Origin of the sequence: Micromonospora sp. NPDC000442, assembly GCF_042898635.1 — a bacterium.
In the GTDB taxonomy this organism is placed as follows: Bacteria; Actinomycetota; Actinomycetes; order Mycobacteriales; family Micromonosporaceae; genus Micromonospora.
The window spans coordinates 500,872-526,800 of record NZ_JBIAYZ010000001.1 but is presented as its reverse complement, the minus strand read 5'-3'; the positions used below and the strand labels follow the sequence as shown (position 1 = coordinate 526,800).

Annotated in this window: 24 protein-coding genes; 12 read left to right on the top strand and 12 right to left on the bottom strand. The window is 71.0% G+C overall.

The window, feature by feature from the left end:
• Positions 1-3 precede the first annotated feature (3 nt).
• The 5 genes from sigM (at position 4) to ACFY2A_RS02525 (ending at position 4,708) form a co-directional block, all read left to right on the top strand.
• The gene (gene sigM / locus ACFY2A_RS02545) at positions 4-744 is read left to right on the top strand and encodes an RNA polymerase sigma factor SigM (RefSeq protein ID WP_387167400.1); all 741 of its coding nucleotides are present in this window, start codon (positions 4-6) and stop codon (positions 742-744) included.
• Positions 741-1,850, top strand: a complete 1,110-nt coding sequence (locus tag ACFY2A_RS02540) for a hypothetical protein (RefSeq protein WP_387167396.1) — start codon at positions 741-743, stop codon at positions 1,848-1,850. Before sigM ends, ACFY2A_RS02540 begins: the two co-directional genes overlap by 4 nt.
• A 174-nt stretch (positions 1,851-2,024) precedes the next feature.
• Positions 2,025-2,975, top strand: a complete 951-nt coding sequence (gene trxB / locus ACFY2A_RS02535) for a thioredoxin-disulfide reductase (protein ID WP_363921041.1) — start codon at positions 2,025-2,027, stop codon at positions 2,973-2,975.
• 31 nt (positions 2,976-3,006) lie between these two features.
• Positions 3,007-3,330, top strand: a complete 324-nt coding sequence (gene trxA, locus ACFY2A_RS02530) for a thioredoxin (RefSeq protein WP_164448776.1) — start codon at positions 3,007-3,009, stop codon at positions 3,328-3,330.
• Positions 3,331-3,541: 211 nt separating this feature from the next.
• Positions 3,542-4,708, top strand: coding sequence for an N-acetylmuramoyl-L-alanine amidase (locus ACFY2A_RS02525; protein ID WP_387167393.1), 1,167 nt, complete (start codon positions 3,542-3,544; stop codon positions 4,706-4,708).
• A gap of 66 nt (positions 4,709-4,774) precedes the next feature.
• On the opposite strand, the gene ACFY2A_RS02520 is transcribed toward ACFY2A_RS02525, so the two are convergent.
• Entirely contained in the window at positions 4,775-5,440 is a 666-nt protein-coding gene (locus ACFY2A_RS02520) for a GNAT family N-acetyltransferase (RefSeq protein WP_099848413.1), read from the bottom strand.
• Positions 5,441-5,758: 318 nt separating this feature from the next.
• On the opposite strand from ACFY2A_RS02520, the gene ACFY2A_RS02515 reads away from it, so the two are divergent.
• Positions 5,759-7,072, top strand: coding sequence for a PLP-dependent aminotransferase family protein (locus tag ACFY2A_RS02515; protein ID WP_363921046.1), 1,314 nt, complete (start codon positions 5,759-5,761; stop codon positions 7,070-7,072).
• Between the two features lie 8 nt (positions 7,073-7,080).
• Entirely contained in the window at positions 7,081-8,070 is a 990-nt protein-coding gene (locus tag ACFY2A_RS02510) for a D-alanine--D-alanine ligase (protein ID WP_363921048.1), read from the top strand.
• Between the two features lie 381 nt (positions 8,071-8,451).
• Here ACFY2A_RS02510 and ACFY2A_RS02505 read toward each other — a convergent pair whose 3' ends face one another.
• The 10 genes from ACFY2A_RS02505 to rpmH all read right to left on the bottom strand — a co-directional run bounded on the left by ACFY2A_RS02505 (position 8,452) and on the right by rpmH (position 17,965).
• Positions 8,452-9,480 carry a hypothetical protein gene (locus ACFY2A_RS02505; protein WP_387167542.1) on the bottom strand — a complete coding sequence of 343 codons (1,029 nt, stop codon included), beginning with the start codon at positions 9,478-9,480 and terminating at the stop codon, positions 8,452-8,454.
• A gap of 1,043 nt (positions 9,481-10,523) precedes the next feature.
• Complete coding sequence (locus ACFY2A_RS02500) at positions 10,524-10,661, bottom strand: hypothetical protein (protein ID WP_387167389.1); 138 nt, start codon at positions 10,659-10,661, stop codon at positions 10,524-10,526.
• A gap of 1,183 nt (positions 10,662-11,844) precedes the next feature.
• A complete protein-coding gene (locus ACFY2A_RS02495; protein ID WP_387167387.1) occupies positions 11,845-12,855 on the bottom strand; it encodes a ParB/RepB/Spo0J family partition protein in 1,011 nt (336 codons plus the stop codon).
• Between the two features lie 27 nt (positions 12,856-12,882).
• Entirely contained in the window at positions 12,883-14,169 is a 1,287-nt protein-coding gene (locus ACFY2A_RS02490; RefSeq protein WP_387167385.1) for an AAA family ATPase, read from the bottom strand.
• 339 nt (positions 14,170-14,508) lie between these two features.
• Complete coding sequence (rsmG, locus tag ACFY2A_RS02485) at positions 14,509-15,297, bottom strand: 16S rRNA (guanine(527)-N(7))-methyltransferase RsmG (protein ID WP_387167383.1); 789 nt, start codon at positions 15,295-15,297, stop codon at positions 14,509-14,511.
• Positions 15,298-15,300: 3 nt separating this feature from the next.
• Positions 15,301-15,888, bottom strand: coding sequence for a R3H domain-containing nucleic acid-binding protein (locus ACFY2A_RS02480; protein WP_363921056.1), 588 nt, complete (start codon positions 15,886-15,888; stop codon positions 15,301-15,303).
• A gap of 213 nt (positions 15,889-16,101) precedes the next feature.
• On the bottom strand, positions 16,102-17,091 hold the full coding sequence (gene yidC, locus ACFY2A_RS02475) for a membrane protein insertase YidC (RefSeq protein ID WP_363921058.1): 990 nt from the start codon (positions 17,089-17,091) through the stop codon (positions 16,102-16,104).
• Between the two features lie 3 nt (positions 17,092-17,094).
• Complete coding sequence (gene yidD, locus ACFY2A_RS02470) at positions 17,095-17,334, bottom strand: membrane protein insertion efficiency factor YidD (protein ID WP_363921529.1); 240 nt, start codon at positions 17,332-17,334, stop codon at positions 17,095-17,097.
• Between the two features lie 44 nt (positions 17,335-17,378).
• A complete protein-coding gene (rnpA, locus tag ACFY2A_RS02465; protein WP_387167538.1) occupies positions 17,379-17,792 on the bottom strand; it encodes a ribonuclease P protein component in 414 nt (137 codons plus the stop codon).
• Positions 17,793-17,827: 35 nt separating this feature from the next.
• The gene (rpmH, locus tag ACFY2A_RS02460) at positions 17,828-17,965 is read right to left on the bottom strand and encodes a 50S ribosomal protein L34 (RefSeq protein ID WP_013736606.1); all 138 of its coding nucleotides are present in this window, start codon (positions 17,963-17,965) and stop codon (positions 17,828-17,830) included.
• 617 nt (positions 17,966-18,582) lie between these two features.
• On the opposite strand from rpmH, the gene dnaA reads away from it, so the two are divergent.
• The 5 genes from dnaA (at position 18,583) to ACFY2A_RS02435 (ending at position 25,063) form a co-directional block, all read left to right on the top strand.
• Complete coding sequence (gene dnaA, locus ACFY2A_RS02455) at positions 18,583-20,388, top strand: chromosomal replication initiator protein DnaA (protein ID WP_387167379.1); 1,806 nt, start codon at positions 18,583-18,585, stop codon at positions 20,386-20,388.
• 777 nt (positions 20,389-21,165) lie between these two features.
• On the top strand, positions 21,166-22,299 hold the full coding sequence (gene dnaN, locus ACFY2A_RS02450; protein ID WP_387167376.1) for a DNA polymerase III subunit beta: 1,134 nt from the start codon (positions 21,166-21,168) through the stop codon (positions 22,297-22,299).
• A 38-nt stretch (positions 22,300-22,337) separates the two neighbouring features.
• On the top strand, positions 22,338-23,210 hold the full coding sequence (gene gnd, locus ACFY2A_RS02445; protein WP_363921064.1) for a phosphogluconate dehydrogenase (NAD(+)-dependent, decarboxylating): 873 nt from the start codon (positions 22,338-22,340) through the stop codon (positions 23,208-23,210).
• Between the two features lie 16 nt (positions 23,211-23,226).
• The gene (gene recF, locus ACFY2A_RS02440) at positions 23,227-24,360 is read left to right on the top strand and encodes a DNA replication/repair protein RecF (protein WP_363921066.1); all 1,134 of its coding nucleotides are present in this window, start codon (positions 23,227-23,229) and stop codon (positions 24,358-24,360) included.
• 163 nt (positions 24,361-24,523) lie between these two features.
• Positions 24,524-25,063, top strand: a complete 540-nt coding sequence (locus ACFY2A_RS02435) for a DciA family protein (protein WP_387167535.1) — start codon at positions 24,524-24,526, stop codon at positions 25,061-25,063.
• Between the two features lie 55 nt (positions 25,064-25,118).
• Here the strand turns inward: ACFY2A_RS02435 and ACFY2A_RS02430 are convergent, their stop codons facing one another.
• A complete protein-coding gene (locus ACFY2A_RS02430) occupies positions 25,119-25,700 on the bottom strand; it encodes a hypothetical protein (RefSeq protein ID WP_363921071.1) in 582 nt (193 codons plus the stop codon).
• Positions 25,701-25,929 lie beyond the last annotated feature (229 nt).

Here is a 25,929-nt window from a genome sequence, read left to right as displayed (position 1 = left end):
GTGATGGAGGTACGCGACGCCGGACGCAACCACACGGGCGCCGCTCCCGTGGACGACACGGTCAGCGACCTCGATCTGCTGCGCGCCCACGTCACCGGTGACCGGGACGCCTTCGGCGAGCTGTTCCGCCGGCACCGGGACCGGCTCTGGGCGGTCGCCCTGCGTACGCTCGGCGACCGTGAGGAGGCCGCGGACGCCCTCCAGGACGCGCTGCTGTCCGCCCATCGCGCGGCCGACCGGTTCCGGGGTGACTCGGCGGTCACCACCTGGTTGCACCGGATCGTGGTCAACGCCTGCCTCGACCGGATCCGCCGTCGGCGGGCCCACCCGACGGTGCCGTTGCCCGACGGGATACACGGCCCGGAGGACGGTCCGGCCACCGGCGGCGTCGAGCCGGCCGCACCGGTACCCGACCACGACACCGCGATGGTCGTCCGGGATGCCCTGGCCTCGTTGCCGCTGGAGCAGCGGGCCGCCCTGGTCCTGGTGGACGTGCAGGGCTATCCGGTAGCCGAGGTCGCGCGGATCCTCGGGGTCGCCGAGGGGACGGTCAAGAGTCGCTGCGCGCGGGGCCGTGCCCGGCTCGCGGTCACGCTCGGCCACCTGCGACCCGGCACCGGGCCGGCGACCGTTTCCCGGCCGGACGTGCCGGAGGTCACCGGCGGGAACCCGAAGGAACGATCGGGCGTCCGATCGGGGTCGGGGCGGTCCCGGCCGGCCGCCAACCAGCAGGAGGAAGCGTGAGTACCGGGGAGTTCAGCGAGGTCGACCACGACCTGCTCGCCGACTACCTCGGTGGCGCGCTGGACGGCACCCCCGAGCACGCTGAGATCGCCCGGCTGGTGGCGCAGGACCCGACCTGGACCCGCGCCCACGCTCTCCTGGCCCCGGCCGTCGACAGCGTCCGCACCGAGCTGGCCGAGTGGGGTGAGCCGACACTGGAGCTTCCGCCGGAGATCACCGACCGGATCAGCGCCGCTCTCGCCGCGGCGGAACCGCCCGCCGCACCCACCGCCGAGGTCACGCCCACCCCAGCGGCGTCCGAGGACCCGGAGCGTGCCGCAGCGGCCACCCGGGATCCGGATCCGGCTGTCGACCACCCCGGCTCGGAGCCGGCCGGCGGGAAGGTGACGCTCGTACCAGCCCAGCCGCTTGGCGGTCCCCGTCGGCCCGGCGGGCCGCTGCGGCCGGGACAGGATCGGTCCTCGTCGTCGCGGCCGGGTCGGCGACGTCGCCGCTGGGCCCGCGTGGCCGGGCCGGTTGCCCTCGCCGCCGCCGCCGTGGTCGGGCTGGGCGCGCTCCAGCTGTTCCAGCCCGGCGGGGGGGACGACGTCGCCACCGACACCGCCCTGAACGATCGGGCCGCCAGTCCCGTGGTGCCGCACGCGTACCCGCAGGAGTCCGCCGGGCAGCCCGCCACCCGATCAGCACCCGAACGTGCCACCGCGGCGACCGGCGATCCGTACCGCGTGGTCGGCGCTCCTCAGCGCAGCGACACCGACTACACGCCGGAGGCACTGGCCCGCATGACGCCGAGCGTCAGGCAGTTCTCCAGCGGTGGTGATCCGGGGCTCGGCGCGGAGAACCAGGAGCGCCTCCCCGCCCCGGGCGACCTTTCCCGGCTCGGCGACCAGACGGCGTTGAGCGCCTGCCTCGCGGAGATCGGTGCGGAGCACAGCGGAGGACCGCTGGTCTTCGAGGTCATCGACTATGCCCGCTTCCAGGGGCTGCCGGCGCTGGTCCTTCAGTTCACCGACGCCTCCGGCACGAGCTGGGCGTGGGTCAGTGGCCCGGAGTGCGGCGTACCCGGGTCCGGCTCGGACGCCCGCTACCGTACGCGGGTAGGGTGATCCTGCGGTCACCGGACTTTTGACCGTCCACGTGACCTGACCCACCGGGTGATCGGCTCGGGAATTCCCGCTTCGTACGATGACGTTCTGCACATCAGTTGCCGCCGCGTCGGCACTCGGATCGGCATCGGCCCGTACGCCGGTGACGACAGTCAACACGATTGGGAGACGGCAGTGGACGAGGTCCGCAACCTGGTCATCATCGGCTCCGGGCCGGCCGGCTACACGGCGGCGGTCTACGCGGCGCGCGCCAACCTCAGGCCACTGGTGATTGAGGGTGTGCAGTCCGGTGGCGCGTTGATGACCACCACCGAGGTGGAGAACTTCCCCGGTTTCGCCGACGGCATTCTCGGCCCCGAGCTGATGGACAACATGCGCAAGCAGGCCGAGCGGTTCGGTGCCGAATTCCTGACCGACGACGTCACCCGGGTCGAGCTGACCGACACCGGTCACCCCGGTGCGCTGAGCACCGTCTGGGTCGGGGAGACCGCGTACCCCGCCCGGGCCGTGATCCTCGCCACGGGTTCCGCCTGGCGCCCGCTCGGCGTACCCGGCGAGCAGGAGTACCTCGGCCACGGTGTCTCCTCCTGCGCCACCTGTGACGGCTTCTTCTTCCGCAACCAGCACATCGTGGTCGTCGGTGGCGGCGACTCGGCGATGGAGGAGGCCAGCTTCCTGACCCGCTTCGCCGACTCGGTGACGATCCTGCACCGCCGCGACTCGTTCCGGGCAAGCAAGATCATGGCCGAGCGGGCGCTGGGCAACGACAAGATCAAGGTCGAGTGGAACACCGTGGTGGAGGAGGTGCTCGGCGCGGACGGCAAGGTCTCCGGCGTACGGGTGCGCAACGTCCACACCGGCGAGGCCAAGGTGCTCGACGTCACCGGCGTGTTCGTGGCGATCGGCCACGACCCACGCAGCGAACTGTTCCGCGGGCAGGTGGAGATGGACGACGAGGGGTACGTGAAGGTGCAGGCCCCCAGCACCCGGACCAGCATCCCCGGTGTCTTCGCCGCCGGTGACCTGGTCGACCACACGTACCGGCAGGCGATCACCGCAGCCGGGACCGGCTGCGCGGCCGCTCTGGACGCGGAACGCTTCATCGCCACGCTGCCCAAGGGCTGAACCAGACACAACGGAGGAGGAGGGGTCAACAGTGGGAGCAACCAAGTCGGTCACCGACGCGAGCTTCGCCGCAGACGTGCTGAAGTCCGACAAGCCGGTCCTGGTGGATTTCTGGGCCGAGTGGTGCGGGCCGTGCCGCAAGGTGTCGCCGCTGCTGGAGGAGATCGCCGGCGAGATGGGCGACCAGGTCAGCATCGTCAAGCTCAACATCGACGAGAACCCGGAGACCGCCCGGACGTACCGCGTGATGTCGGTGCCGACCCTCACCGTGTTCAAGAACGGTGAGCCGGTTCAGTCGATCGCCGGCGCCAAGCCCAAGGGCGAACTGGTCAAGCTGATCGAATCGGCGCTCTGACCCCCAGCGACGACGTCGCCGTCGACCCCGTGCCGGGCCCACCGGCACGGGGTCGACGCGTTTTTCGCCGCCCACCACCCCAGCGGATCGCCTAGCGCATAACCTCGAACCCGGGGCCGCCGGACGCCGGTGAGCACCTGGTCCCCGCCAACGACACCCACCCGTCGTCGGCGGGGCCCGGCAGCCACCGACCGTGCAGAGGGGGTCGTGCGTGCGTCCGATCCGTCCCGGTGACCGGGGACCCGCAGTGACCGAGATCCGTGCGGTGTTGACCGGCCTCGACCTGCTGTCGAAGGCGGCCGGTCCACACAGCGACGAGTTCGACCCGGCGACCGAACGGGCGGTCCGAGCGTTCCAGCAGTCGCGGGGACTCAGCGTCGACGGGCGGGTCGGTGCCGAGACCTGGCGGGCCCTCGACGCCGCCCGTTGGCGGCTGGGCGCCCGCACCCTCTACCACGCGGTGCCGGTCCCGCTCACCGGCGAGGATGTCCGGTCGCTACAGGAACGGCTGCTGGAGATGGGATACGACACCGGCCGGGCGGACGCCATCTACGGCCTCCGCACGTCCCGGGCGGTGGCGCAGTTCCAGCGTGAGGTGGGACTGGTCCCCGACGGCACCTGCGGCCCACACACCATGGGTGCCCTGCGCCGGCTCGGCCGCAAGGTGGTCGGCGGCCGGCCGCAGTGGTTGCGCGAGTCCGACGCCATCCGACAGTCCGGCCCGACCCTGGTCGGCCGGACCGTGGTGATCGACCCGGGCCACGGCGGGACCGACCCGGGCGTCGTGGTGGCGGACGGCCCGCTGCGTTGGACCGAGGCGGATCTGATGCACGATCTGGCCAGCCGGCTGGAGGGGCGCCTCGCCGCGTCCGGGGTACGGGTGCAACTCACCCGAGGACCGTCGCCGGAGACCTGCCTGCCCGACATCGACCGGGCGCAACTGGCCAACTCGCTCGGCGCCGACGTGTTCATCTCGCTGCACACGGACGGCCACGCCAACCCGATGGCCGAGGGCGTCGCCACGTACCACTACGGCACCGACAACGGGGTGACCTCGGCGACCGGCGAACGCCTGGCCGGGCTGGTCCAGCGGGAGATCGTGGCGCGTACCGGGCTGCGGGACTGCCACACCCATGCCAAGGCGTGGGACCTGCTCCGGATCACCCGGATGCCGGCGGTCCGCGTCGAGGTCGGCTACCTCACCTCACCGACCGACCGGGAACGGCTGATCGGTCCCCGGTTCCGGGACAAGCTGGTGGAGGCGATGGTGGCCGCGGTGCAGCGGATGTACCTGCCGATCGAACGCGACGTCCCGACCGGCTCGATCGACGTCAGCGAACTGCGGGCGGCGGTCGCCGCCGGCACCGTGGTGGACTGAGCCGTCCGCCCGCCAAGGCCGCTCCTCGCGTCGGTTCGACGTCGACCGGTCAGGCGTCGGGCGCGGTCAGCCGGCCGTGGAACGGGTGGCCGGCGTCGGTCGGACCGGACGTAGCAGCGACTCCGGGCTCATCGAGCCGAGCAGCTTCTCCAGCGCGTACTCGACGTCGGACTTCCAGCTCAACGCCGTCCGCAGTTCCAGCCGCAGTCGCGGAAACCGTGGATGCGGTCGAACCGTCTTGAAGCCCACCGAGAGGAAGAAGTCGGCGGGTGCCACGCACGCTCCGCCCGGATCGGCGGAGTCACCGAACTTCGCGTCGCCGAACGCCTCGATCGCCTTGATCCCGCGCTTGGTCAGATCGCGGGCCACGCCCTGTACCAGCATCCGGCCGAGGCCGCCGCCGGAGAACGCGGGCACCACGTTCGCGGTCATCAGCAGCGCCGCGTCGGCGGAGACCGGGGAGGTCGGAAAGGCCATCGAGCGGGGAACGTAGGCCGGCGGGGCGTACATGACGAAGCCGGCCGGCATGCCGTCGACGTAGATCAGCTTGCCGCAGGAACCCCATTCCAGCAGGGTCTGCGAGACCCACGCCTCCTTCTCCAGCCCAGGGTCGCCAGCAGCGCAGGCGCGGTCCGCGGAAACCGGATCAAGCTCCCAGTAGACGCACTGCCGGCAGGGACGGGGCAGGTCCTCCAGGGTGTCCAGGGTCAGGCTGACCAGACGTCGCGACATTGGCGCTTCCCCACACTAGGCTCGGAGGTGGGACCGGCCAGGGCGGCACCGCCGCCGCAGCGGCCCGGACGGCACCGCCGTGTTCCTGCCCCCGACGAGCGATCGTACGCCGCCGATCGCCGACAGGGGAGACTAAGCGTGAACGTCCACCTCAGGGGCGTGGGCCGCCGGTCCGGCATGTGGACGCCCGAATAATCGAGGGAGCGTCGGACGACGTACGGCGGCTAGGATCGACACTCGGCGCGCCGTACCGCCATGGTCGCCGTTGTCCGGGGTATCCGGGACCGGAGCCGTCCGAGCAGCCATCGGGGTGATGTGATGACCGGCACGACACTCGACGACTACACCGACCGGTACGCCCGGCGGGTCCGGGGAATGACCGCCTCGGAGATCAGGGCTCTGTTCGCGGTGGCCAGTCGACCGGAGGTCGTCTCCCTCGCCGGTGGCGCGCCGTACATTGCCGCGCTGCCGCTGGACGCGGTCGGCGAGATGCTTGGCCGGCTCGGTGCCGAGCATGGCAGCACGACCCTGCAGTACGGCATCGGTCAGGGCACCCTGGAGTTGCGGGAGCGAATCTGCGAGGTGATGGCGCTCTCCGGCATCGACGCGGCCTGTGGGGCCTCCCCGGAGGACGTGGTGGTGACAGTCGGTGGGCAGCAGGCGCTCGACCTGGTGGCCCGCCTCTTCCTGGACCCGGGTGACGTGGTGCTCGCCGAGGGGCCGACCTACGTCGGTGCACTCGGGGTGTTCCAGGCCGCCCAGGCGCAGGTCGTACACGTGCCTATGGACGACGACGGGCTGATCCCGGCGGCGCTGGAGCTCGCCATCGCAGAGCAGGCCCGGGCCGGACGCCGGGTCAAATTCCTCTACACCATCCCCACCTTCCAGAACCCGACCGGCGTGACGCTCACCGAGCAGCGGCGCGAACAGGTCCTCGACATCTGCGAGCGCGCCGGGCTGCTGGTGGTCGAGGACGACCCGTACGGCCAGTTGGGCTTCGAGAGCGAGGCGCCCGCGCCACTGCGGGCGCGGCGTCGGGACGGTGTCTTCTATCTCAGCACCTTCTCCAAGACCTTCGCGCCAGGGCTGCGGGTCGGCTGGATCCTCGCGCCACACGCGGTACGCGACAAGCTGGTGATCGCCAGTGAGGCACAGATCCTCTGCCCCAGCGCGTACGCGCAGGCCGCCGTCAGCACCTACCTCGGCACCATGCCCTGGCGTGAGCAGCTGAAGGTCTACCGGGAGGTCTACCGGGAGCGGCGGGACGCGATGCTCACCGCACTGGAGGACCTGATGCCGGCCGACACCCGCTGGACGGTGCCCGGCGGCGGGCTGTTCGTCTGGGCCACGCTGCCCGACGGACTGGACTCGAAGGCCATGATGCCCCGGGCCATCGCCGCGCGGGTGGCGTACGTGCCCGGCACCGGCTTCTACGCCGACGGCAGCGGCAACGGTCACATGCGGCTCAACTTCTCGTTCCCGCCGCCGGAGCGGATCAGGGAGGGGGTGCGCCGGTTGGCCAGCGTGATGGAACAGGACATCGCCATGCGGCGGGTGTTCGGCGCTGTCGGCGGGCCCGGTACCCGGCGAGGCCGGACCGGCTGGGACGCGCCAGGACCAGACTTGGCATGATGCCCGGCATGGGTGTCACCGCTGCCGAAGAACCCGCCGTGTCGGGCCCCGAGACCACCGATCTCCACGTGCTCGTGCTCGCCGGTGGTCTGTCGTACGAGCGTGACGTGTCGCTGCGCTCGGGCCGCCGGGTACTCGACGCGCTGCGCGCCGTCGGAATGCAGGCCGAGCTTCGCGACGCCGACGTCGCCCTGCTGCCGGCCCTGACCGCGGACCCACCCGACGCCGTGGTGATCGCCCTGCACGGCGCCACCGGCGAGGACGGGTCGCTGCGCGGCGTTCTGGACCTGTGCGGCGTGCCGTACGTCGGATGTGACGCTCGGGCTTCCCGCCTCGCCTGGGACAAGCCGTCGGCGAAGGCAGTGCTGCGGGAGGCCGGCATCGCCACCCCCGACTGGGTCGCCCTGCCACACGACCGGTTCAGCGAACTCGGCGCGGTGGCCGTGCTGGACCGCATCGTCGACCGGTTGGGGCTACCGCTCATGGTGAAGCCGGCCCAGGGTGGTTCCGGCCTGGGCGCCGCCGTGGTCCGGGACGCGGCGTCGCTGCCGGCCGCCATGGTGGGTTGTTTCGCGTACGACTCGACGGCGCTCGTCGAACAGTACGTTCCGGGCATGGACGTGGCGGTCTCCGTGGTCGACCTGGGAGACGGTCCGCAGGCCCTACCGGCGGTGGAGATCGTGCCCCGCAACGGGGTGTACGACTACGCCGCCCGCTACACCGCGGGCCGGACCACCTGGCACACCCCGGCCCGCCTGGAACCCACCGTCGCCGAATCGGTGGCCCAGGTCGCCCTGGCCGCCCACACCGCCCTCGGCCTGCGCGACCTCAGCCGGGTCGATCTGATCGTCGACTCGACCGGTCAGCCGCACGTGCTAGAGGTCAACGTCTCTCCGGGCATGACCGAGACGTCGCTGCTGCCGCTCGCGGTACAGGCCGCCGGTCTCGACTTCGGAGGCGTGATCGGCAACCTGGTCGCCCGCGCCGCGGCCCGCTGATCTCGCCAGCCGGCACAACGTCCACCGGTACCCGCTGACCCTCTGCGCAGAAGCGGGCGATGATCAATTCGGCGCCACACCGACCGGGCCGCCGGATCTCTGACTGATCGCGGTCGCGTTCAGACCCCGGCCCACCGATCGCCCTACTCGGGGATCGGTGGGCGGGCGGGCTGAAGCCGACGCTCGGCGCGGTCTGCGCGGTCTGCGCGGTCTGCGCGGTCAGAGCGGTCGGCGGTCTGCCGGTCAGGGCGGTCGGCGCGGTCGGCAGCAGGGGGCTGGTCCTCACCGAAGACGGCAGGGCGACGAAGGAAGCCATCCGGTGTACGCATCGCCGACTCCACCGGCCGGCATGCCAGGAGGTGTGCCCCAGCCCCGCCAGTCCTACTGCTGACCGCTCCCAGGCCTCGGTTCGCCGGACGGCGTCGTCCGGCCGGCGTCAGAGGTCTCCGCTTGCGCCTGCTCGGTCTCTGCTGCTTCCGCCTTCCGCGCACCGCCGGCGGTTCCGCCGGTCTCGGCGGTGCCGGTGGCCTCGGCATGCGGAAGGTTGTCGACGGTCCCGGTTTGCGGCTCCGCTTCTACTGCCCCGGGAACCGGCTGCCTCGTCGGCTCAGGTCCAGCCACCTCGGCCACGTCCGTTGCCGTCTGTCGCTGCGGTGCCGCGTCGATCGCCTCCTCCGGCACCGGGCCGCTCGCCGGCATCGAGGTCCCCGCCTCTGGCGACTCCGAGCCGACAGTGGCGCCTGGAGCGTCCGGTGGCTCAGCCGTCTCACCGATGGCGTCCAGCAGCGACCCTCCTTCTGCCGGCTTCGTCTCGGTAGGCAAGGCCGACTGCGCGGCCAAGCTGGACGGCGCCTGCCACTGGATGCGGGGTGGTTCGGCGAGTGGCCGTCCACCGAACTCAGCCAGCCAGGCCGCAACGAGGGCGAGGTTCTCCCGCCACTGCTCCTCCGAGATCGGCGGCAGGATCGAGTCCCAGAGCGACAGGAAGGTGCCGCGGAGCTGGAGCCGACCGTACGGCCGGGCAAGGAACCACATGTGGAGATGGGCGGACCCGTCGCCCCAACGGTTGACGTGCACTCGAGCCACTCCGTCCAGCGACCGGATGGCCCTTTCGAGCCGTACCGTCATCACGCCCAACTCGGCGGCGAGCAGATTCGGCAGGTCGCCGAGATCGAGGTGCGACCGTGACTCCAGGATGAGGACCATGGGCAGGCCGGTCGGCCGGTCCATGGCTCGCACGCGCCATCGTTCACCAACCCAGATGTAGGCCTCGTCGGGCGCTAGGCAGGCAGTGCATTCTCGGTGAGCCTCACCCTTGCGGGGTGGCTCGACAGGGACCGGATCGGCGAGTTGCTTGACCCGGAGATCGCCCTCGAAGGGGAAGGACGGCCACTGGGTGAAGTCCGGGATTGAGGGAGGGGTGTCGTGCACGACGCTGACCCTAACCGAGTCCGAGACCACTGTCCCTACCCGAATCGTCTTCGACTCTCCGCAGCGCTCGAATGGCGAGACAGGGAACACCAGCATGGTTCTCCCCAGAGTTATCCACAGGCTGCGGGGGTGCGGGATCCGTACTGCTGTCGCGGTTCGACAAGGGGTTTCGGTCCATGTTTCACGTGAAACGGTGCGGGCCTGTGGACAACTGGTGTGGATAACATCAGCGGACGAGCCGCCTCGCCGGGCAGGCGGTCGGCTATCGGCGCGACGCCCAACGCCCCGCGCCCAACGCCGTCGTTTCACGTGAAACGACGGCACGGCGGACGACCGGAGCCGCCGGCCCGATCCAGCCCGACTCACCCTCGTCGCCTCGCCGACCGGGTAGCCCCCGAGAGGCGTTCCGCTGCCGTCGAGCGACGCGCTCCTCACCCAGGTCCCTCACCGCCCGACGGTGCAACCGCCGGGCCGCCCGACGAGCAGAGGACGGAGGGGATGCCACTTCGAGTCCGGTGGTGGAACGTGCCGCTCCTTGATCAATCGGCCCTCAGCATGCTCCTGGCTTCTCGTTCACCGCCGCCGACAAAACCCACCCACCGTCTGAGCCCGCGTCCGCCGCCGATCTGTACGACAGCGACGGACGCGGGCGACAGTCCCGCCGAATTAGAAGTGGAGGTCATCGGCGGCCCTCCACACCCGTGGTGTTTCACGTGAAACATCTCCCCTGTCCGGCCCCGCCCGTCCATCCGGCCCAGCCCGTCTATCCGGCCCGCTCGTCTGGTCCGTGTCCGCCCGTGCGGGCTGCTCGCCCCTCTGGGTCATGTCCGACTCTGGCTTCAGCCCGTCTAGGCCGCCCGCCCGTCTGGGTGGTGCGCGTCTGGGTCGCTCCCCGTCCAGGTCCGTCCCTGACAGGACCGCGCCCTGTCCACCTGGCCGACGATTAGCTGCCCTGACGGTCTGTCCTTGGGCCGGCGTCCGTGTGGCCCCTGTCCGTGTCCGTCCGAGGTCCGGGCGTCCGGTCAGGCGGTCAGGCGGGTTGGCGTCCGGACGTCCGGGCGTACGGTCAGGCGGGTTGGCGTCCGGGCGTCCGGGCGTACGGCAGGCGGGTTGGCGTCCGCCCGGGCGTTCATCCGGCTGGCGTCCGGTCGGGCGGTCATCCGGGCGGGCCGTCGGGTCGGGCGGGCAGGTTGGCGTCCGGTCGTCCGGTCGAGCGTCCGGTCAGGCGTCCGGGTGGGTTTCGGGTCGAGCGAGGCGCGGGTTTGTGTCCGGGCGGTCGGGCTGGCGTCCGTATAAAGCGGGTATCCGAATGGGCTGGCTCGCGTCTGGCCACGCTTGCCCGCCTGACTCGCCCCCTGCCGGACGCGGCTCACCTAGCCCCAGCCCTGTCCCAAACCGCCGCCACACGTCCGGCCGGGTCTGCCCGACCCGTTGCGAGCCGAACCAGATGGCGACCGTCCGGCGCGCTCAGACGGCCATCCGATCCGACATCCGGCTGAGACCGACAGCCCGCCCGGTAGCAGGCCGGTCCGGCGTGGTGGTTCCGGCGTGGCGGGTCCGGCGTGGCGGGTCCGGCGTGGCGGGTCCGGCGTGGCGGGTCCGGCGTGGCGAGTCGGCGTTCCACTGCCCACGCCAGCCGATCCCGACGGCCCGCCGCGACCACCTCCGTTCGGTGCCAAACTCGGCGGTCAGTCACGGCTTGCGGTATGTCGCGCGATAGCTCCGGTGCGAGGGCCCGACATGCCGCAAGTCGCGAGTCCCCTGCGTTAGGCAGGGCGCCCCCTCGGCGTCTGCACGGCAGTCCAAGTGGGACCGCCCCAGGTGCCGTCCTCAGGGACCGCCCCCCGGCGCCGTCCTCGTGTGTGCGCGAAGACTGCTCGTGGCGGCAGCCTCGGGGCATGTCACTGCGGTGTGCAGCCGACCGGACAAAGAAGTGTTGGCTCGCGGCCACTGAACGAGCGGCCGATGCGGTACGCCCCTGTCGGAGCCGGCACGGGTCGCACTGTCCATAGGCTTGCGAGGTTCACGCGCGTGAAGATGACGGCGGACGGGCTGAGGCTCTCGTCCTCCGCAGCGCAAGCCGGACCACGGAAGGCCGCCCCCGCAGCGGAAGGGGAAGCGGAAGACAGCGGCAGCAAGCGGAAGCGGGCGAACGGAAGCAGCGGCACCGGCACCCGCCACCGGCGCGAAACCCGGCTGTTCGGTGCGTGCGGTTGCACCGATTCTGCGGGTGCCGGTCCGGTTCGGATGAGCCGCTCGCCCCGGGCGCCCGCTGCGGCTACCCAGACGACGACAAGGCCGCCTCGTCGCATTGGGGCGAGGCGGCCTGGTCGGTTCCCTAGATCAGTCTTCCGGTTCTTCGCGCTCTACTCCGATGATGCCAACGATCCGCTCCAGGTCGTCGACGGTCGCGAACTCAATCGTGATCTTGCCCTTGCTGCGCCCGATGTCGACCTTCACCCGGGTGTCGAACCGGTCGGAGAGGCGGTCGGCGAGATCGGTCAGAGCCGGTGCGTGTGGCTTCGGTCGACGCTTCGCCGAATCCTTCTTGCTCGGTCCGTCGTTGAGGGCGAGCGCGACGATCTCCTCGGTCGCACGGACCGACAGTCCCTCGGCGACGATCCTCAACGCCAGCTGCTCCTGGGTCTCCGGATCCTCCAGGCTGAGCAGCGCCCGGGCGTGCCCGGCGGAGAGGACACCGGCGGCCACGCGCCGCTGTACCGGTGCCGGCAGGTTCATCAGCCGGATGGTGTTCGAGATCTGCGGCCGGCTGCGACCGATGCGTCGGGCGAGTTCCTCGTGGGTGGCCCCGAACTCCTCCAGCAACTGCTGATAGGCGGCCGCCTCTTCCAGCGGGTTCAGGTTCGCCCGGTGGATGTTCTCCAGCAGCGCGTCCCGCAGCATGGCGTCGTCTCGGGTGTCTCGCACGATCGCCGGGATGTTCTCCCGACCGACCGCCTGGGCGGCTCGCCACCGGCGCTCGCCCATGACAAGCTCGAATTTCTCACCGTCGAGTTGCCGCACCACGATCGGCTGAAGAAAGCCGACCTCCTGGATGGAGGTCTTCAGTTCCTCCAGGGCCTCCTCATCGAAGACCTGGCGAGGCTGCTTCGGGTTGGGCACGATCGAGTCGACCGGGATCTCCGCGAAGCGCGCACCAGGCACCGGGCTCAGGGTCGCCTCAGGGTCGATCGTCGGGGCCGACACCGGCATCGCGGCCGGGGTGACAACGGCCGTCGACCCGCTCGATCCCGGCGTGGGCCCGCCGACGCTGGCGCCGGCGTTCGGCGCCGGCCCGGTCGGAATGAGCGCCCCCAGGCCCCGCCCCAGACCGCCCCGTGGACGGTTCTTCATGCCACGCCTCCCAGCGCCTCGTCCGCACTACGCATTCCGGCTCACCGGCTCCTTGACGCCCCGCTCGGCGATCTCCTGGGCGGCCTCGAAGTAGCTCGTCGCGCCCCGTGAACCGGGATCGTAGGTCATCACCGACTGGCCGTAGCTGGGTGCCTCGGAGACCCGCACGTTACGCGGGATCACCGCCTGGAGCACCTTGTCGCCGAAGTGGTTCCGGACGTCCTGCTCGACCGCGTCGGCGAGCCGGGTACGGCGGTCGTACATGGTGAGCAGGATCGTGGAGACCTCAAGCCGAGGGTTGAGGTGCTGACGAACCAGGTTGATGTTGTTGATGAGCTGGTTGAGCCCTTCGAGCGCGTAGTACTCACACTGGATAGGTATGAGCACCTCCTGCGCGGCCACCAACGCGTTGACGGTCAGCAGACCGAGCGAGGGCGGGCAGTCGATGAACACGTAGTCGAAGTGGCCCGGGTAGGCGGTGATGGCACGGTCCAGGCGCGACTCGCGGGCCACCACTGACACCAGCTCGATCTCGGCACCGGCGAGATCGATGGTGGCCGGCACGCACCAGAGGTTGGGAATGCCCTCCACCGCCTGGGTCACGTCCTCCAGCGGCACACTGTTGATCAGGCAGTCATAGACGTCCGGCACGCCGGTGTGGTGTGGCACGTTGAGCCCGGTCGAGGCGTTGCCCTGCGGGTCGAGGTCGACCACGAGCACCCGGTTGCCATGCAAGGCCAGGGCCACCGCGAGGTTGACCGTGGTCGTGGTCTTACCCACGCCGCCCTTTTGGTTCGCGACGCACATGACCCGGGTCCGGTCGGGCCGAGGCATGGTCACCTCGCCACTGGGATTCAGGATCTGCACGGCGCGCATCGCCTCCATAGCCAACGGTGGATCATCCTCTTCGCGCGTCGGGGTTTCACGTGAAACGTACGCGGCCTCGGTTGCGGCTGACGCGTAGGACCCGGCCGCAGGCGCGGGCGTGTCGGAAGCCGGTCGAGGATCCGGCACCGTTCCGGATGCCGGAGGTTGCGCTGCCGCCTCGAACCGAGCGGAGGCGGAGGTGTTCCGGCGAATCGGAATCACCCGCGCGTCGGGGGACGCGTTGACCGGACGGCCACTGGCGTCCATGCCGTCGCGTCCATCGTCGGTCGACCACGGAACGCCCGACGTCGGCGCGTTCCGACCAGGCTCCGGTGGGCTCTGCGGCACCTCGGAGGGCCGCCAGTTCGGATATTCGGTTTCACGTGAAACGGGGTCACCAGCTGACCCGGTCACGCGCGGATCGTCGTACCTGCCGTCGTCATGCACCTGTCATCCCTGCCCGCTTCGGATGGTCGGTCCGCACCCGTCAACCGGGCCACTCGCGCGCTCTCCGCAGAGGTACCGCCCGGCGGGAGCGGTCGGGCCCCGGAGGGAGATCCATCGCCGCCCGCTCCACACTATCGACGCGCGGCCAGCCTACGGCGCACGGGCGCGGCCGGTCCACGTCGGGTTCGTAACCCGCCGGTCGCGGCGTGCGCGACGAAAGATCGACGCCACTCCGGAACGTTGACTTCCACCGCCGTCAGCGGCCTACGGGCCCAGGTCAGCCGCGCGACCATCCGATGCGGCTCGGGAGTGGGAGCGCCCCGGAGCCTGCGCTCCGGCTCACCGTCGACGCGACCGCGACTTCCTGGGCGCCGTCCGGGCCGCCGGACCGACGGACCGCTCCCGGACGATCTCGACGACGGTGGTCGGCGGATCCACGACGCCTTCACCACACCGGCGCAACACAGGTCGACCACCACCGAGACGATGCACCGCGTCGGCGTGCTCGGCGATCTCATCCGCCGCCGAGGCACCCTTCAGGGCGAGTAGTCGGCCGCCGATCCCGGTGAGGGGCAGACACCAGCCCGCCAGCCGGTCCAGCGGTGCCACCGCCCGGGCGGTGACCACGTCGCCGGGCCCGACATCCGACCCCGCGCCCGCCTCCTCGGCTCTACCGCGGAACACCCGCACGGAGTTGGTCAGCCCGAGCGCCTCCACCGTCTCGTTGAGGAAGGCGGTACGGCGAGCCAGCGGCTCGATGAGTGTCACCGCCAGGTCCGGCCGGGCGATGGCAAGCACCAGACCGGGCAGCCCGGCACCCGATCCCACGTCCAGCACGGAGGCACCCGGTGGGATCAGCTCGGCCACCGCCGCGCAGTTCAGCAGGTGACGATCCCAGATCCGGGGGGCCTCGCGTGGGCCGATCAGCCCCCGTACCACCCCGTCGGTGGCGAGCAGCTCGCCGTAGGCAGCCGCGACTTCGAGGCGTACGCCGAAGAGCCGGCTCGCCGCCTCGGCAAGTTCGGGCGGCAGCACCGCCGTGGTGGGCCGAGGCGGGACAGCCGCCGGCCCGGGCGGCGTACCACCCGGGCCGGTTGCGGCAACACCGCTGGCGTCGTCTCGAGTCACCCGTCAGTCCACGGGACGAACGACGATGCGCCGGCTGGGCTCGACGCCCTCGGACTCGCTTTCCACTCCGTCGATCGCGTTGACCACGTCGTGGACGCACTTGCGCTCGAAGGCGGACATCGGCTCCAGTCGCACCGGCTCGCCGTGCTCCTTGACCTTCTCGACGGCGTTGCGGGCGACCGCGGCCAGTTCCTTGCGCCGGTTGGCCCGGTACCCGCCCACGTCGAGCAGCAGGCGGCTCGGCGAACCGGTCTGCCGGAACACCGCGAGCCGGGCCAGTTCCTGAAGTGCTTCGAGGGTGGCACCGCGCTGGCCGACGAGGTTCTGCAGGCGGCCACCGACGACCTCGACCACCGGCCGGCCACCCGACACCAGTTCGTCGATGTCGCCGTCATAGTCGAGGATGTCGAGCAGCCCCTCCACGTAGTCGGCCGCGATCTCGCTCTGCCGGAACAGATCGCTCTCGCCGGCGGCCTTGCTCGGCGCCGCTTCGGCGTCGGTCTCCTCCGGCTCGCCCCCGACCGGAGCCGCCGCGGTCGGCTCCTCGTCGTCCAGGGGCTGTTCGGCGCGGGGGATGCTGGTGTCGGTCACGGTGTCATCTCCGTACTCGCTCGGCCGGACCTCGGGTCCGCTGGTTCCCCGCGGCCGGCGGGACGTCGCCGGTGCCCACGGGCACGTCTGTAGGGCAGTTTCGCCCGTCCGCCACGGCACGCGTGGCGCTTCGCGCTTCCGGCGCCGGCCTTCGCAGGCGGCCGCACGGCGCGCAACGGGCCGCCGCCGGTCTCCCGGCGGCGGCCCGGACGATTAGCCCTGCCGCTTGGCGGGGCGGCCCTTCTTCGGGTTGACCGGCTTGGCGCCCGGCTTCGGACCGGCGATCTTCGGCGCGGCCGCGGGCGGCGGCGCGGCAGCCGGCTTGCTCCGGCCGAACAGCCCACCGGTCTTCGCCGGCTGCGCCCCGTTACGCGCCGAGGTGCCCGGCTTGCCACTGGTCGCGGTCACCGGCGGCGGGAACTTGCGCAGCACCCACTGCTGCTGCCCGAGGGTGAACAGGTTGTTGGTGACCCAGTAGATGATCACACCGATCGGGAAGATGGCCCCGGAGACCAGCAGGGACAGCGGGATGCCGTAGAGCATCAGGCGCTGGATCATGCGCTGCTGCGGGTCCTCCGCCCAGCCCGTCTTGAGGATCATCTGGCGGCTGGTGAGGTACGTGGTGCCCATCATCACCAGCACCAGGACACCGGCCATGATCTTCACAACGGTGCCGTTGGCGCCGAGCTGCGCCAGCTCCGCCGCGGTCGAGCCGAACTTGCTGGCGATCGGGGCGGTGAACAGAGTTGCGTCAGAGGCGCTGTTGAACTGGTCGACGGTCCAGCCGTAGATGTCCTTGTTGGTCTTCGCCGGGTCCGGGTTGAGGCGGCGCAGGACGTGGAAGAGACCGAGGAAGACCGGGATCTGGAGGAACATCGGAAGGCAGCCCATGAGCGGGTTGGCCTTTTCCTTCCGATAGAGCTCCATCATCTCCTTCTGGAGCGTCTCCCGGTCACCCTTGTGCTTCTCCTGGAGGGCCTTCACCTGCGGCTGGAGCGCCTGCATCGCCCGCTGCGACTTGATCTGCTTGACGAAGACCGGGAACAGGATGACCCGGACCGTGACCACCAGGAAGACGATGGCGAGGATCCACGCCCAGTTGGTGCCGAGGAACGCAGTGTCCGGGATGCCGATGGCGTCCCAGGCCGAGTGCCAGGCCAGCAGGATCCACGAGATCGCGTAGTAGATCCAGTCGAGACTCAATTCTCAGGCTCCAGTCACGTCGGCAGGTCGGCGGCCGCCCGGCTCCGGAACCGGATCGTATCCACCAGGATGAAATGGGTGGCAGCGCGCCAGCCGCCGGACCGTCAGGCCGGCTCCCCGGAGCGCGCCGTGCCGGGCCACCGCCTCCAGGGCGTAGGCGCTGCACGACGGGTAGAACCGACAGCGGGCCGGCAACGCCGGGCTTATCCACCGACGGTACGCGATGATGGGCAGGGTCAGCACCCGGGCACCCGGGGTAGCCGGGCGCGACGGCGTCTGCTCGGCGCTCACCGGGACCGCCGTCCCCGGCCGGACCGGGCGGCGACGAGCGCCGCATCCAGGTCGGTGCCGAGCCGCTGGTACGTGGCGTCAGCCGCCGCCGCCAGGGCGCGTACCACGAGGGTGCTTCCGGTCGGCAGGTCGACGAGGCGTTCCCGGGTCAACTGCCGCAGCCGGCGGCGCACCCGGTTGCGGACAACTGCCGGCCCGACCGCCTTGGAAACCACGAAGCCGGCGCGGGACACCGGCGGGGAGTCTGCCTCCGCGTTATCCCGCGCCGGCTTCGGCGCTGTGTTGTCGGATCCGGTTGCGGTTGGCACGGTCAGATGCACGACCAGAGCGCCGCGACCGGCTCGACGGCCACCGCGAACCGCTGCGGCGAAGTCGCTGCTGCGCCGCAGTCGTTGCGCGGCCGCCAGCACGACTGCCACGTCCTCCGGAGCGGACCTGACCGGCCTCAGGCCGACAGGCGGGCGCGGCCCTTGGCGCGACGGGTCGAGATGATGGCGCGGCCGGCCCGGGTGCGCATGCGCAGCCGGAAGCCGTGGGTCTTCGCGCGCCGGCGGTTGTTCGGCTGGTAGGTGCGCTTGCTCACGTCAGGCTCTCCGTTGTCGGACGCCCCGGACGAGTGGATCGCCGGGTCGTGGTGGTCCGGGCCGCCGCTGTGGTGGCCCCGATCGGTGCTGCCCGGCGGTGCGTGACCTCGATTGTGCGGTGAGCAACCGCGGGCAGCGAGCACCCATCACCCTAGCAGAGGGCGTGAGAGCAGCCCCTCCAGCCTAGGTCGGGGTGCAATCAGCGTCAAACCCGGCCACTCCGACGGTGAGCTGCGACGGAAGGCGACCGAAGCGGTGGTTTTCACAAATGCCGACAGGGGTGACCCGCGTCGGCGGTTGAAGACGCGGCAACAACGCTGTTACCGTGCCCGATTGCGGTCAGCGTCGGAGTTGTGCCGATGTCGCCGGCAGGCAAGACCGGACACGGTAGTGAATCGTTCGGCACGGTGAACCCCGCTTCAGTGCCCGGCCACGGCAGGGGGCAGGTCCGACCCGCGCCCGGCGGGCGGCCACAATCGGTCGGTACACAGGCTGTGGATAACTTGTGGAGAACGACCGGGTGCGGCGATCGGGTGGGTGGCGTGATCTCGCCCGCCGGTACGGGCCACCGGGAGACGGCGGCGTCCGGGAGCAGAGGCGAGGGGGTGGCACGACGGTGGCCGGTACGACCGACCTTGCCGCGGTGTGGACGGCGACGACCGACGAACTCGCTGACGAGATCATTTCCGCGCAGCAGCGGGCGTATCTGCGGCTGACCCGGCTGCGGGCAATCGTCGAGGACACCGTCCTGCTCTCCGTGCCGGACGCCTTCACCCGGGACGTCATCGAGTCCCGGCTGCGCCCGGCCATCACCGACGCGCTCACCCGCCGGCTGGGCCGGCCGATCCAGGTCGCCGTCACCGTCCGGGTGCCCGAGGACGGGCGGACCACCGGCACCGTCTACCGCAGCACCCCTGAGTCGGACCAGTTGGACCACGGTCCCGGCGAGGTCGACGACCGGTCGACCGGTCCCGACGGAGGGCGGCAGCTCCCGCTGATTCCCGAACAGCCGCACCCCGGCCGCTTCGACCGGACGCCGCCGGACGCACCGCGCGTCGAGGACGATCCCCGTACCGCGGCCCCCGACGGTCAGGAGGCCCTCTTCGGTGCCGGCTTCGGCGAGCCCGTCCGGCCAGCGGAGAGCACCGGACGGCGGGCACCGGAGCGGTTGGGCTTCACCGAACAGGGCGGGCAGCTGGACCGAGCGGCCGGCGGCCCACGCGGCTTCGCGCCCCGCTACGGCGACGAGCCGGGCGTCTCGCCCCGCGACCAGCACGTGATCCGGGCGATACCGGCCGACGGAGGTACCGACAGCGGGCCCGGCCGCAGCGGGCCGGATCAGCGACCGGTCGGCCGGGACGATCGGCGGCTGCCCACCGGCGCTGACAGCGGCGGCAACCGGCTCAACCCGAAGTACATGTTCGAGACGTTCGTCATCGGCTCGTCCAACCGCTTCGCGCACGCGGCGTCAGTGGCGGTGGCCGAGTCGCCGGCAAAGGCGTACAACCCGCTGTTCATCTACGGCAGCTCCGGGCTGGGCAAGACCCACCTGCTGCACGCCATCGGCCACTACGCCACCACGCTGGGCAACGCCCGCTCGGTCCGGTACGTCTCGACCGAAGAGTTCACCAACGACTTCATCAACTCGCTGCGGGACGACAAGACAAGCGCCTTCCAACGCCGCTACCGCGACGTCGACATCCTCCTCATCGACGACATCCAGTTCCTGGAGAACCGCGAGCGGACCCAGGAGGAGTTCTTCCACACCTTCAACACGCTGCACAACGCCAACAAGCAGATCGTGATCACCTCCGACCGCTCGCCCAAACAGCTGGCGACCCTGGAGGACCGGCTGCGGACCCGATTCGAGTGGGGCCTACTCGCCGACATCCAGCCACCGGACCTGGAGACCCGGATCGCGATTCTGCAGAAGAAGGCCGCGCAGGAGCGCCTGTACGCCCCGCCGGACGTGCTGGAGTTCATCGCCTCCCGGGTGTCCAACTCGATCCGGGAGCTGGAAGGGGCGCTGATCCGAGTCACCGCGTTCGCCAGCCTGACCCGGTCGAACGTGGAGCTGTCGCTGGCCGAGGAGGTGCTGCGCGACTTCATCCCGGACGGCGCCGGTCCGGAGATCACCGCCGACCAGATCATGGTTTCCACCGCTGACTACTTCGGGGTCAGCCTGGAGGACCTGCGCGGGCACTCCCGCTCGCGGGTGCTGGTGAACGCCCGCCAGGTCGCCATGTACCTGTGTCGCGAGCTGACCGACCTGTCACTGCCCCGGATCGGCCAGGCCTTCGGCGGGCGGGACCACACCACCGTCATGCACGCCGACCGCAAGATCCGCCAGCAGATGGCCGAGCGGCGATCGCTCTACAACCAGATCGCCGAGCTGACCAACCGGATCAAGCAGAACACCTGAGGGGTACGCCCGCCGAACGTGCACGGCGAGGGTCCGGCCGGTCACGGTCGGGCCCTTTTTCGCGCTCACCTGGTTGACCCTCAACGAGGTTCAGGCCACACCATCGGAGGCGTGTCCACACGGCTTGCCACTCGTTGTCCACAGCTTGTTATCCACCGACGGTGGATGAACACGCGCCGTCAACATCCAGTTACCCACAGCCTGTGGAGAAACCCTGGGGACAACGTTGTGGACTCCTGTGGACGCCTGGGGACAACCACCGGCGCTGTCCACCGACGGGCGGTCGCCTGTGGGGAAGCTGTTGAAGGTTCTGGGGATGACGGCGGACGAGACGCCCGCGACGATCCACAGGTCTGGGGAGAAAGTCGGTGGATTACCGGTGGACAACCGGTGGACGACGGTGGACAACCGTGTGCACGGAGACCGCCTGTGGACCGCCGGCCGGGTTTTACCCCCGCCCATCCACAGCGAAACCACCTGTGGATAACCTGTCTGACCTGCCCATACTCGGGTTCTCCACAGTTTGCACAGGTGCGATGAAGACGATGAGTTATCTCTTCTGAAAGAACAAAAACCAATCATCACCGTTGGACTTCCTGTGGATCGGTCGACAGCTGCCGGGACAGACCCGTCAGCAGCGACACGATCCACGGGGTCGGGCACACAGCCGATACGCTCGCGCCCTAAGGTGCGAGGGGTACCCGCACGCCAGGCGGGTCGGTGGGCAGCGTCCGGCATGAGAGAGTTGACGACGTCGACGTCGACGCGGAGGCATTGATGAAATTCCGAGTGGAGCGCGACGCGCTCGCCGAGGCCGTGGCCTGGACCGCGAAGAGCCTGCCCAACCGGCCGTCCGTACCGGTGCTGGCCGGGGTGCTGCTGCGCGTCACCGACGGCAGCCTGCAGGTCTCCGGCTTCGACTACGAGGTCAGCAGCCAGGTCACCGTGGAGGTGCAGGGCGACGCCGACGGCGCCGCGCTGGTCTCCGGGCGGCTGCTCGCCGAGATCACCAAGGCGTTGCCCGCCAAGCCGGTCGACATCGCCGCTGTCGGGGCGCACCTCGAACTGGTCTGTGGCAGCGCCCGGTTCACCCTGCCCACCATGCCGGTGGAGGACTACCCCACCCTGCCCGAGATGCCGGCCAGCGCCGGCACCATCGACGCCGCCGCGTTCGCCGCAGCGGTGGCACAGGTGGCGGTCGCCGCCAGCCGGGACGAGACGCTGCCGATGATGACGGGCGTACGCATCGAGCTCTCCGGCGGCAACCTGGCCATGCTCGCCACCGACCGGTACCGGCTGGCCCTGCGCGAGATGGAGTGGAACCCGGACGACCCGGAGATCAGCCTCAACGCGCTGGTCCCCGCCCGGACGCTCAACGACACCGCCAAGACCCTCGGCCCCCTCGGTGGCCAGGTGGTGCTGGCCCTGTCCCAGGGTGCCGCCGGCGAAGGCATGATCGGTTTCTCCGGTGGCACCCGACGCACCACCAGCCGGCTGCTCGACGGCGCCAACTACCCGCCGGTCCGATCGCTCTTCCCGGCCAGCCACAACGCCGAGGCCCGGGTGCCGGTCAGCACCCTCATCGAGGTGGTCAAGCGGGTCGCCCTCGTCGCCGAGCGCGCCACCCCCGTGCTGCTCAGCTTCAGCGCCGACGGCCTGGTGGTGGAGGCCGGCGGCACCGAGGAGGCCCGGGCCAGCGAGGCCATGGAGGCCAGCTTCACCGGCGAGCCGCTGACCATCGGCTTCAACCCGCAGTACCTCATCGACGGGTTGTCCAACCTCGGCACCCAGTTCGCCGTGCTGCACTTCGTCGACGCCTTCAAGCCCGCGGTTATTTCCCCCGCCGGCGAGGATGGCGAGCTCATCGGTGGGTACCGGTACCTCATCATGCCGATCCGCGTGTCCCGCTGACCGGCGGATCCAACCGTACCCACGAAAGGTCACCACAGATGCAGCTCGGCCTGGTAGGACTCGGCCGGATGGGCGGCAACATGCGCGAACGGTTGCGCACCGCCGGTCACGAGGTGGTCGGTCTCGACCACAACCTGGAGCGCAGCGATGTCGCCAGCATGGCTGAACTGGCCGAGAAGCTGGACGCGCCGCGCGCGGTGTGGGTGATGGTGCCTGCCGCCGTCACCGACGCCACCATCGACGAGGTGGCCGACGTGCTCGGCGAGGGTGACCTCATCATCGACGGCGGCAACTCGCGGTTCAGCGAGGACGCACCCCGGGCGGAGCGGCTGCACGAACGCGGCATCGGCTACGTCGACGTGGGCGTCTCCGGCGGGGTGTGGGGCCGGCAGAACGGCTACGGCCTGATGGTCGGCGGCGCGCAGGAACACGTCGACCGGCTCATGCCGATCTTCGACGCGCTCAAGCCCGAAGGCGAGTACGGCTTCGTACACGCCGGGCCGGTCGGTGCCGGCCACTACGCCAAGATGGTGCACAACGGCATCGAGTACGGCCTGATGCACGCCTACGCCGAAGGCTACGAGCTGATGTCCGCCTCCGAACTGGTGACGAACGTGCCCGGCGTGATCAAGTCCTGGCGCGAGGGCACCGTGGTCCGCTCCTGGCTGCTGGACCTGCTCGACCGGGCCCTCGACGAGGACCCCGAGCTGAACCGGCTCAGCGACTACACCGAGGACACCGGCGAGGGCCGCTGGACGGTGGACGAGGCGGTGCGTCTCGCCGTACCGCTCAACGTCATCACCGCCTCGCTGTTCGCCCGGTTCTCCTCCCGGCAGGACGACTCGCCGGCGCTGAAGGCCGTCTCCGCACTGCGGCAGCAGTTCGGCGGGCACACCGTACGCAAGCCCTGACCGGCACCGCGACCCCGTGTACGTCCGCCGGCTCGAACTGGTCGACTTCCGCTCGTACGAGCGGATCGGCGTCGACCTCGAACCCGGCCCGAACGTCCTGATCGGCGCCAACGGCGTCGGCAAGACGAACCTGGTCGAGGCGCTGGGCTACGTCGCGACCCTCGACTCCCACCGGGTCGCCACCGACGCCCCGCTGGTGCGGATGGGCGCCAACGCCGCCGTGATCCGCTGCGCGGTGGTGCACGACGGCCGCGAACTCCTGGTGGAGCTGGAGATCGTCCCGGGCAAGGCCAACCGGGCCCGCCTCGGCCGCTCCCCGGCCCGCCGGGCCCGCGACGTGCTGGGCGCGCTGCGGCTGGTGCTCTTCGCCCCGGAAGACCTCGAACTGGTCCGGGGCGACCCGGCCGAACGCCGCCGCTACCTCGACGACCTGCTGGTGCTGCGCCAACCCCGCTACGCCGGGGTACGCGCCGACTACGAGCGGGTGGTCAAACAACGCAACGCGCTGCTGCGCACCGCGTACCTCGCCCGCAAGACCGGCGGATCGCGGGGCGGCGACCTGTCCACCCTCGCCGTCTGGGACACCCACCTGGCCCGGCACGGCGCCGAACTGCTCGCCGGGCGGCTGGAACTCGTTGCCGCCCTGGCCCCGCACGTCACCAAGGCTTACGACGCGGTGGCCGCCGGCCGCGGCGCGGCGGGAATCAGTTACCGGCCCTCGGTGGACCTCGCCGAACCCACCACCGACCGGGAGGCCCTCGCGGCGGTGCTCACCACCGCACTGGAGGAGTCCCGCTCCGCTGAGATCGAACGCGGCACCACCCTGGTCGGTCCGCACCGCGACGACCTCACCCTCACCCTCGGCCCCCTGCCGGCCAAGGGCTACGCCAGTCACGGCGAATCGTGGTCGTACGCGCTCGCGCTGCGGCTGGCCGGCTACGACCTGCTGCGCAACGACGGCATCGAACCGGTGCTGGTGCTCGACGACGTCTTCGCCGAGCTGGACGCCGGCCGGCGGGACCGGCTCGCCGAACTGGTCGGCGGGGCCAGTCAACTGCTTGTGACCTGCGCGGTCGCCGACGACGTGCCAGCCGCCCTGCGTGGCGCCCGGTACGAGGTGACGGAGGGGACGGTGCGCCGTGCCGACTGAGCCACCACAGCCGGGCCCGGACAGCGCACCCCCGGGGCAGCCGGGTGGTGTTACCCGGGGACGCGGTGCGCGTACCGCCGGGAAGGGTGGCACCGGCGACGGCGGCCGAACCGACCGACCCACCGGTCGACCGGCGGAGCCGGCCGCCGGGCCGACCTCGGCGGTGCCGGGCGACACCGCGCCGGTGACGGGCGACGGCGAGGGTGTCTCCGGCCCGCAGCTGGCCCGCGCGGTGCTGGACGCGGCCAAGGCGCGGCGCGAGGCCGCCGGCCGTCCCCGCCGCCGCACCGCGACCGGCGGCGACGGCGAGCGCCGGCTGCGCGGCTACTCCGGCCCCGGCCCGGACCCGCGCGACCCGCAACCCCTCGGTGCGGTGCTCAACCGGCTGGTGAAGGCCCGTGGTTGGCAGCAGCCGGCCGCCGAGGCCACCGTCTTCGGCGCCTGGGAACGGGTGGTCGGCGCGGAGGTCGCCCAGCACAGCCGTCCGGTGAAGCTGGAGAACGGTGAACTGACCGTCGAGGCCCGCTCCACGGCCTGGGCGACGCAGCTACGGCTGCTCGCCGGTTCGCTGTTGCAGCAGATCGCCCGCGAGGTCGGCCACAACGTGGTCCGCAAACTGCACATCCACGGCCCGGCCGCACCGTCCTGGTCACGCGGCCCACGACGGGTACGCGGCCGGGGCCCCCGCGACACCTACGGCTGACAGTCGGGCGATTCTTTCGGATCCAGCGGGACCGGACCGCCCGACAGCCGGCCGGTTACGTCTGGGCCGCCCGGCGAGGTGCCGCCGACTCGGCGTAGACGGCGAAGCCGTTGTCGGCGCAGCGCCGGTAGAAGGCGGCGAGCACGCTCAGCTCCGCGCAGGTGAAGGTCCACTGCGGCGCGGCACCGCTGTCGTCACGCAGCGCGTCCAACCGGCTGTCCAGCCAACGTAGCTGCTGCTCGGCCAGGCGGCCGTCGGCCAGCAGCGAACGCAGCACCGTGCCCACCGACTCGAAGGTGACCGCCTCACCGTGCGGCCGGTGCGCGGCGACGAAGCGTTCGATGCCGCCCGCGATCCAACCGCACCCGTCCGGGTCGATGACCGGATCCTCGTCCTCGGCGGCGGCGTCTGTGGCGTAGAGCACACCATCAAGTCCGAGGATCAGATCCACCACTTCCGTGTACGCGGTGGCCCGGACCGTACCTGTCTTCGCGATCAGCTCAGCGAGCGCGGCGGTCGGTGCCGAGATCCCCTGGACCTCGACGATGTCGCCAAAATCGACGAACTCGGCCGGTGCGACCGGGTCGTAGAAGCGGCCGGTCCGCGGCCACTGAACCGCGACGTTGTCCAGCCCCATCTGGTGTCACCTCTCAAGGCACGGGCGAGTGGATCGGGTCGATCGTCCGGTTCCAACGTTGAAAGATCAAGGCCGGTACGGCAACCCGAGGGTCACGGATCGCCCTTCCCGGGTCGTACCGGACGGTACCGCCCACCTCTCGCCGTCTGAGCCGGCAGCGTCGTCATGCGGCAGATCCGTTGATCATGCCCTGGCGTGTAGGGGGAGTCGCGGACAGCGCAATTCGGCC

Excerpts from the sequence above, each read along its gene's own strand:
- sigM (WP_387167400.1), top strand. The coding sequence starts at position 4 with ATGGAGGTACGCGACGCCGGACGCAACCACACGGGCGCCGCTCCCGTG.
- ACFY2A_RS02520 (WP_099848413.1), bottom strand. The coding sequence starts at position 5,440 with ATGTCGCGACGTCTGGTCAGCCTGACCCTGGACACCCTGGAGGACCTG.
- ACFY2A_RS02515 (WP_363921046.1), top strand. The coding sequence starts at position 5,759 with ATGACCGGCACGACACTCGACGACTACACCGACCGGTACGCCCGGCGG.
- ACFY2A_RS02510 (WP_363921048.1), top strand. The coding sequence starts at position 7,081 with ATGGGTGTCACCGCTGCCGAAGAACCCGCCGTGTCGGGCCCCGAGACC.
- ACFY2A_RS02500 (WP_387167389.1), bottom strand. The coding sequence starts at position 10,661 with ATGACCGCCCGACCGGACGCCAGCCGGATGAACGCCCGGGCGGACGCC.
- ACFY2A_RS02495 (WP_387167387.1), bottom strand. The coding sequence starts at position 12,855 with ATGAAGAACCGTCCACGGGGCGGTCTGGGGCGGGGCCTGGGGGCGCTC.
- dnaN (WP_387167376.1), top strand. The coding sequence starts at position 21,166 with ATGAAATTCCGAGTGGAGCGCGACGCGCTCGCCGAGGCCGTGGCCTGG.
- gnd (WP_363921064.1), top strand. The coding sequence starts at position 22,338 with ATGCAGCTCGGCCTGGTAGGACTCGGCCGGATGGGCGGCAACATGCGC.
- ACFY2A_RS02430 (WP_363921071.1), bottom strand. The coding sequence starts at position 25,700 with ATGGGGCTGGACAACGTCGCGGTTCAGTGGCCGCGGACCGGCCGCTTC.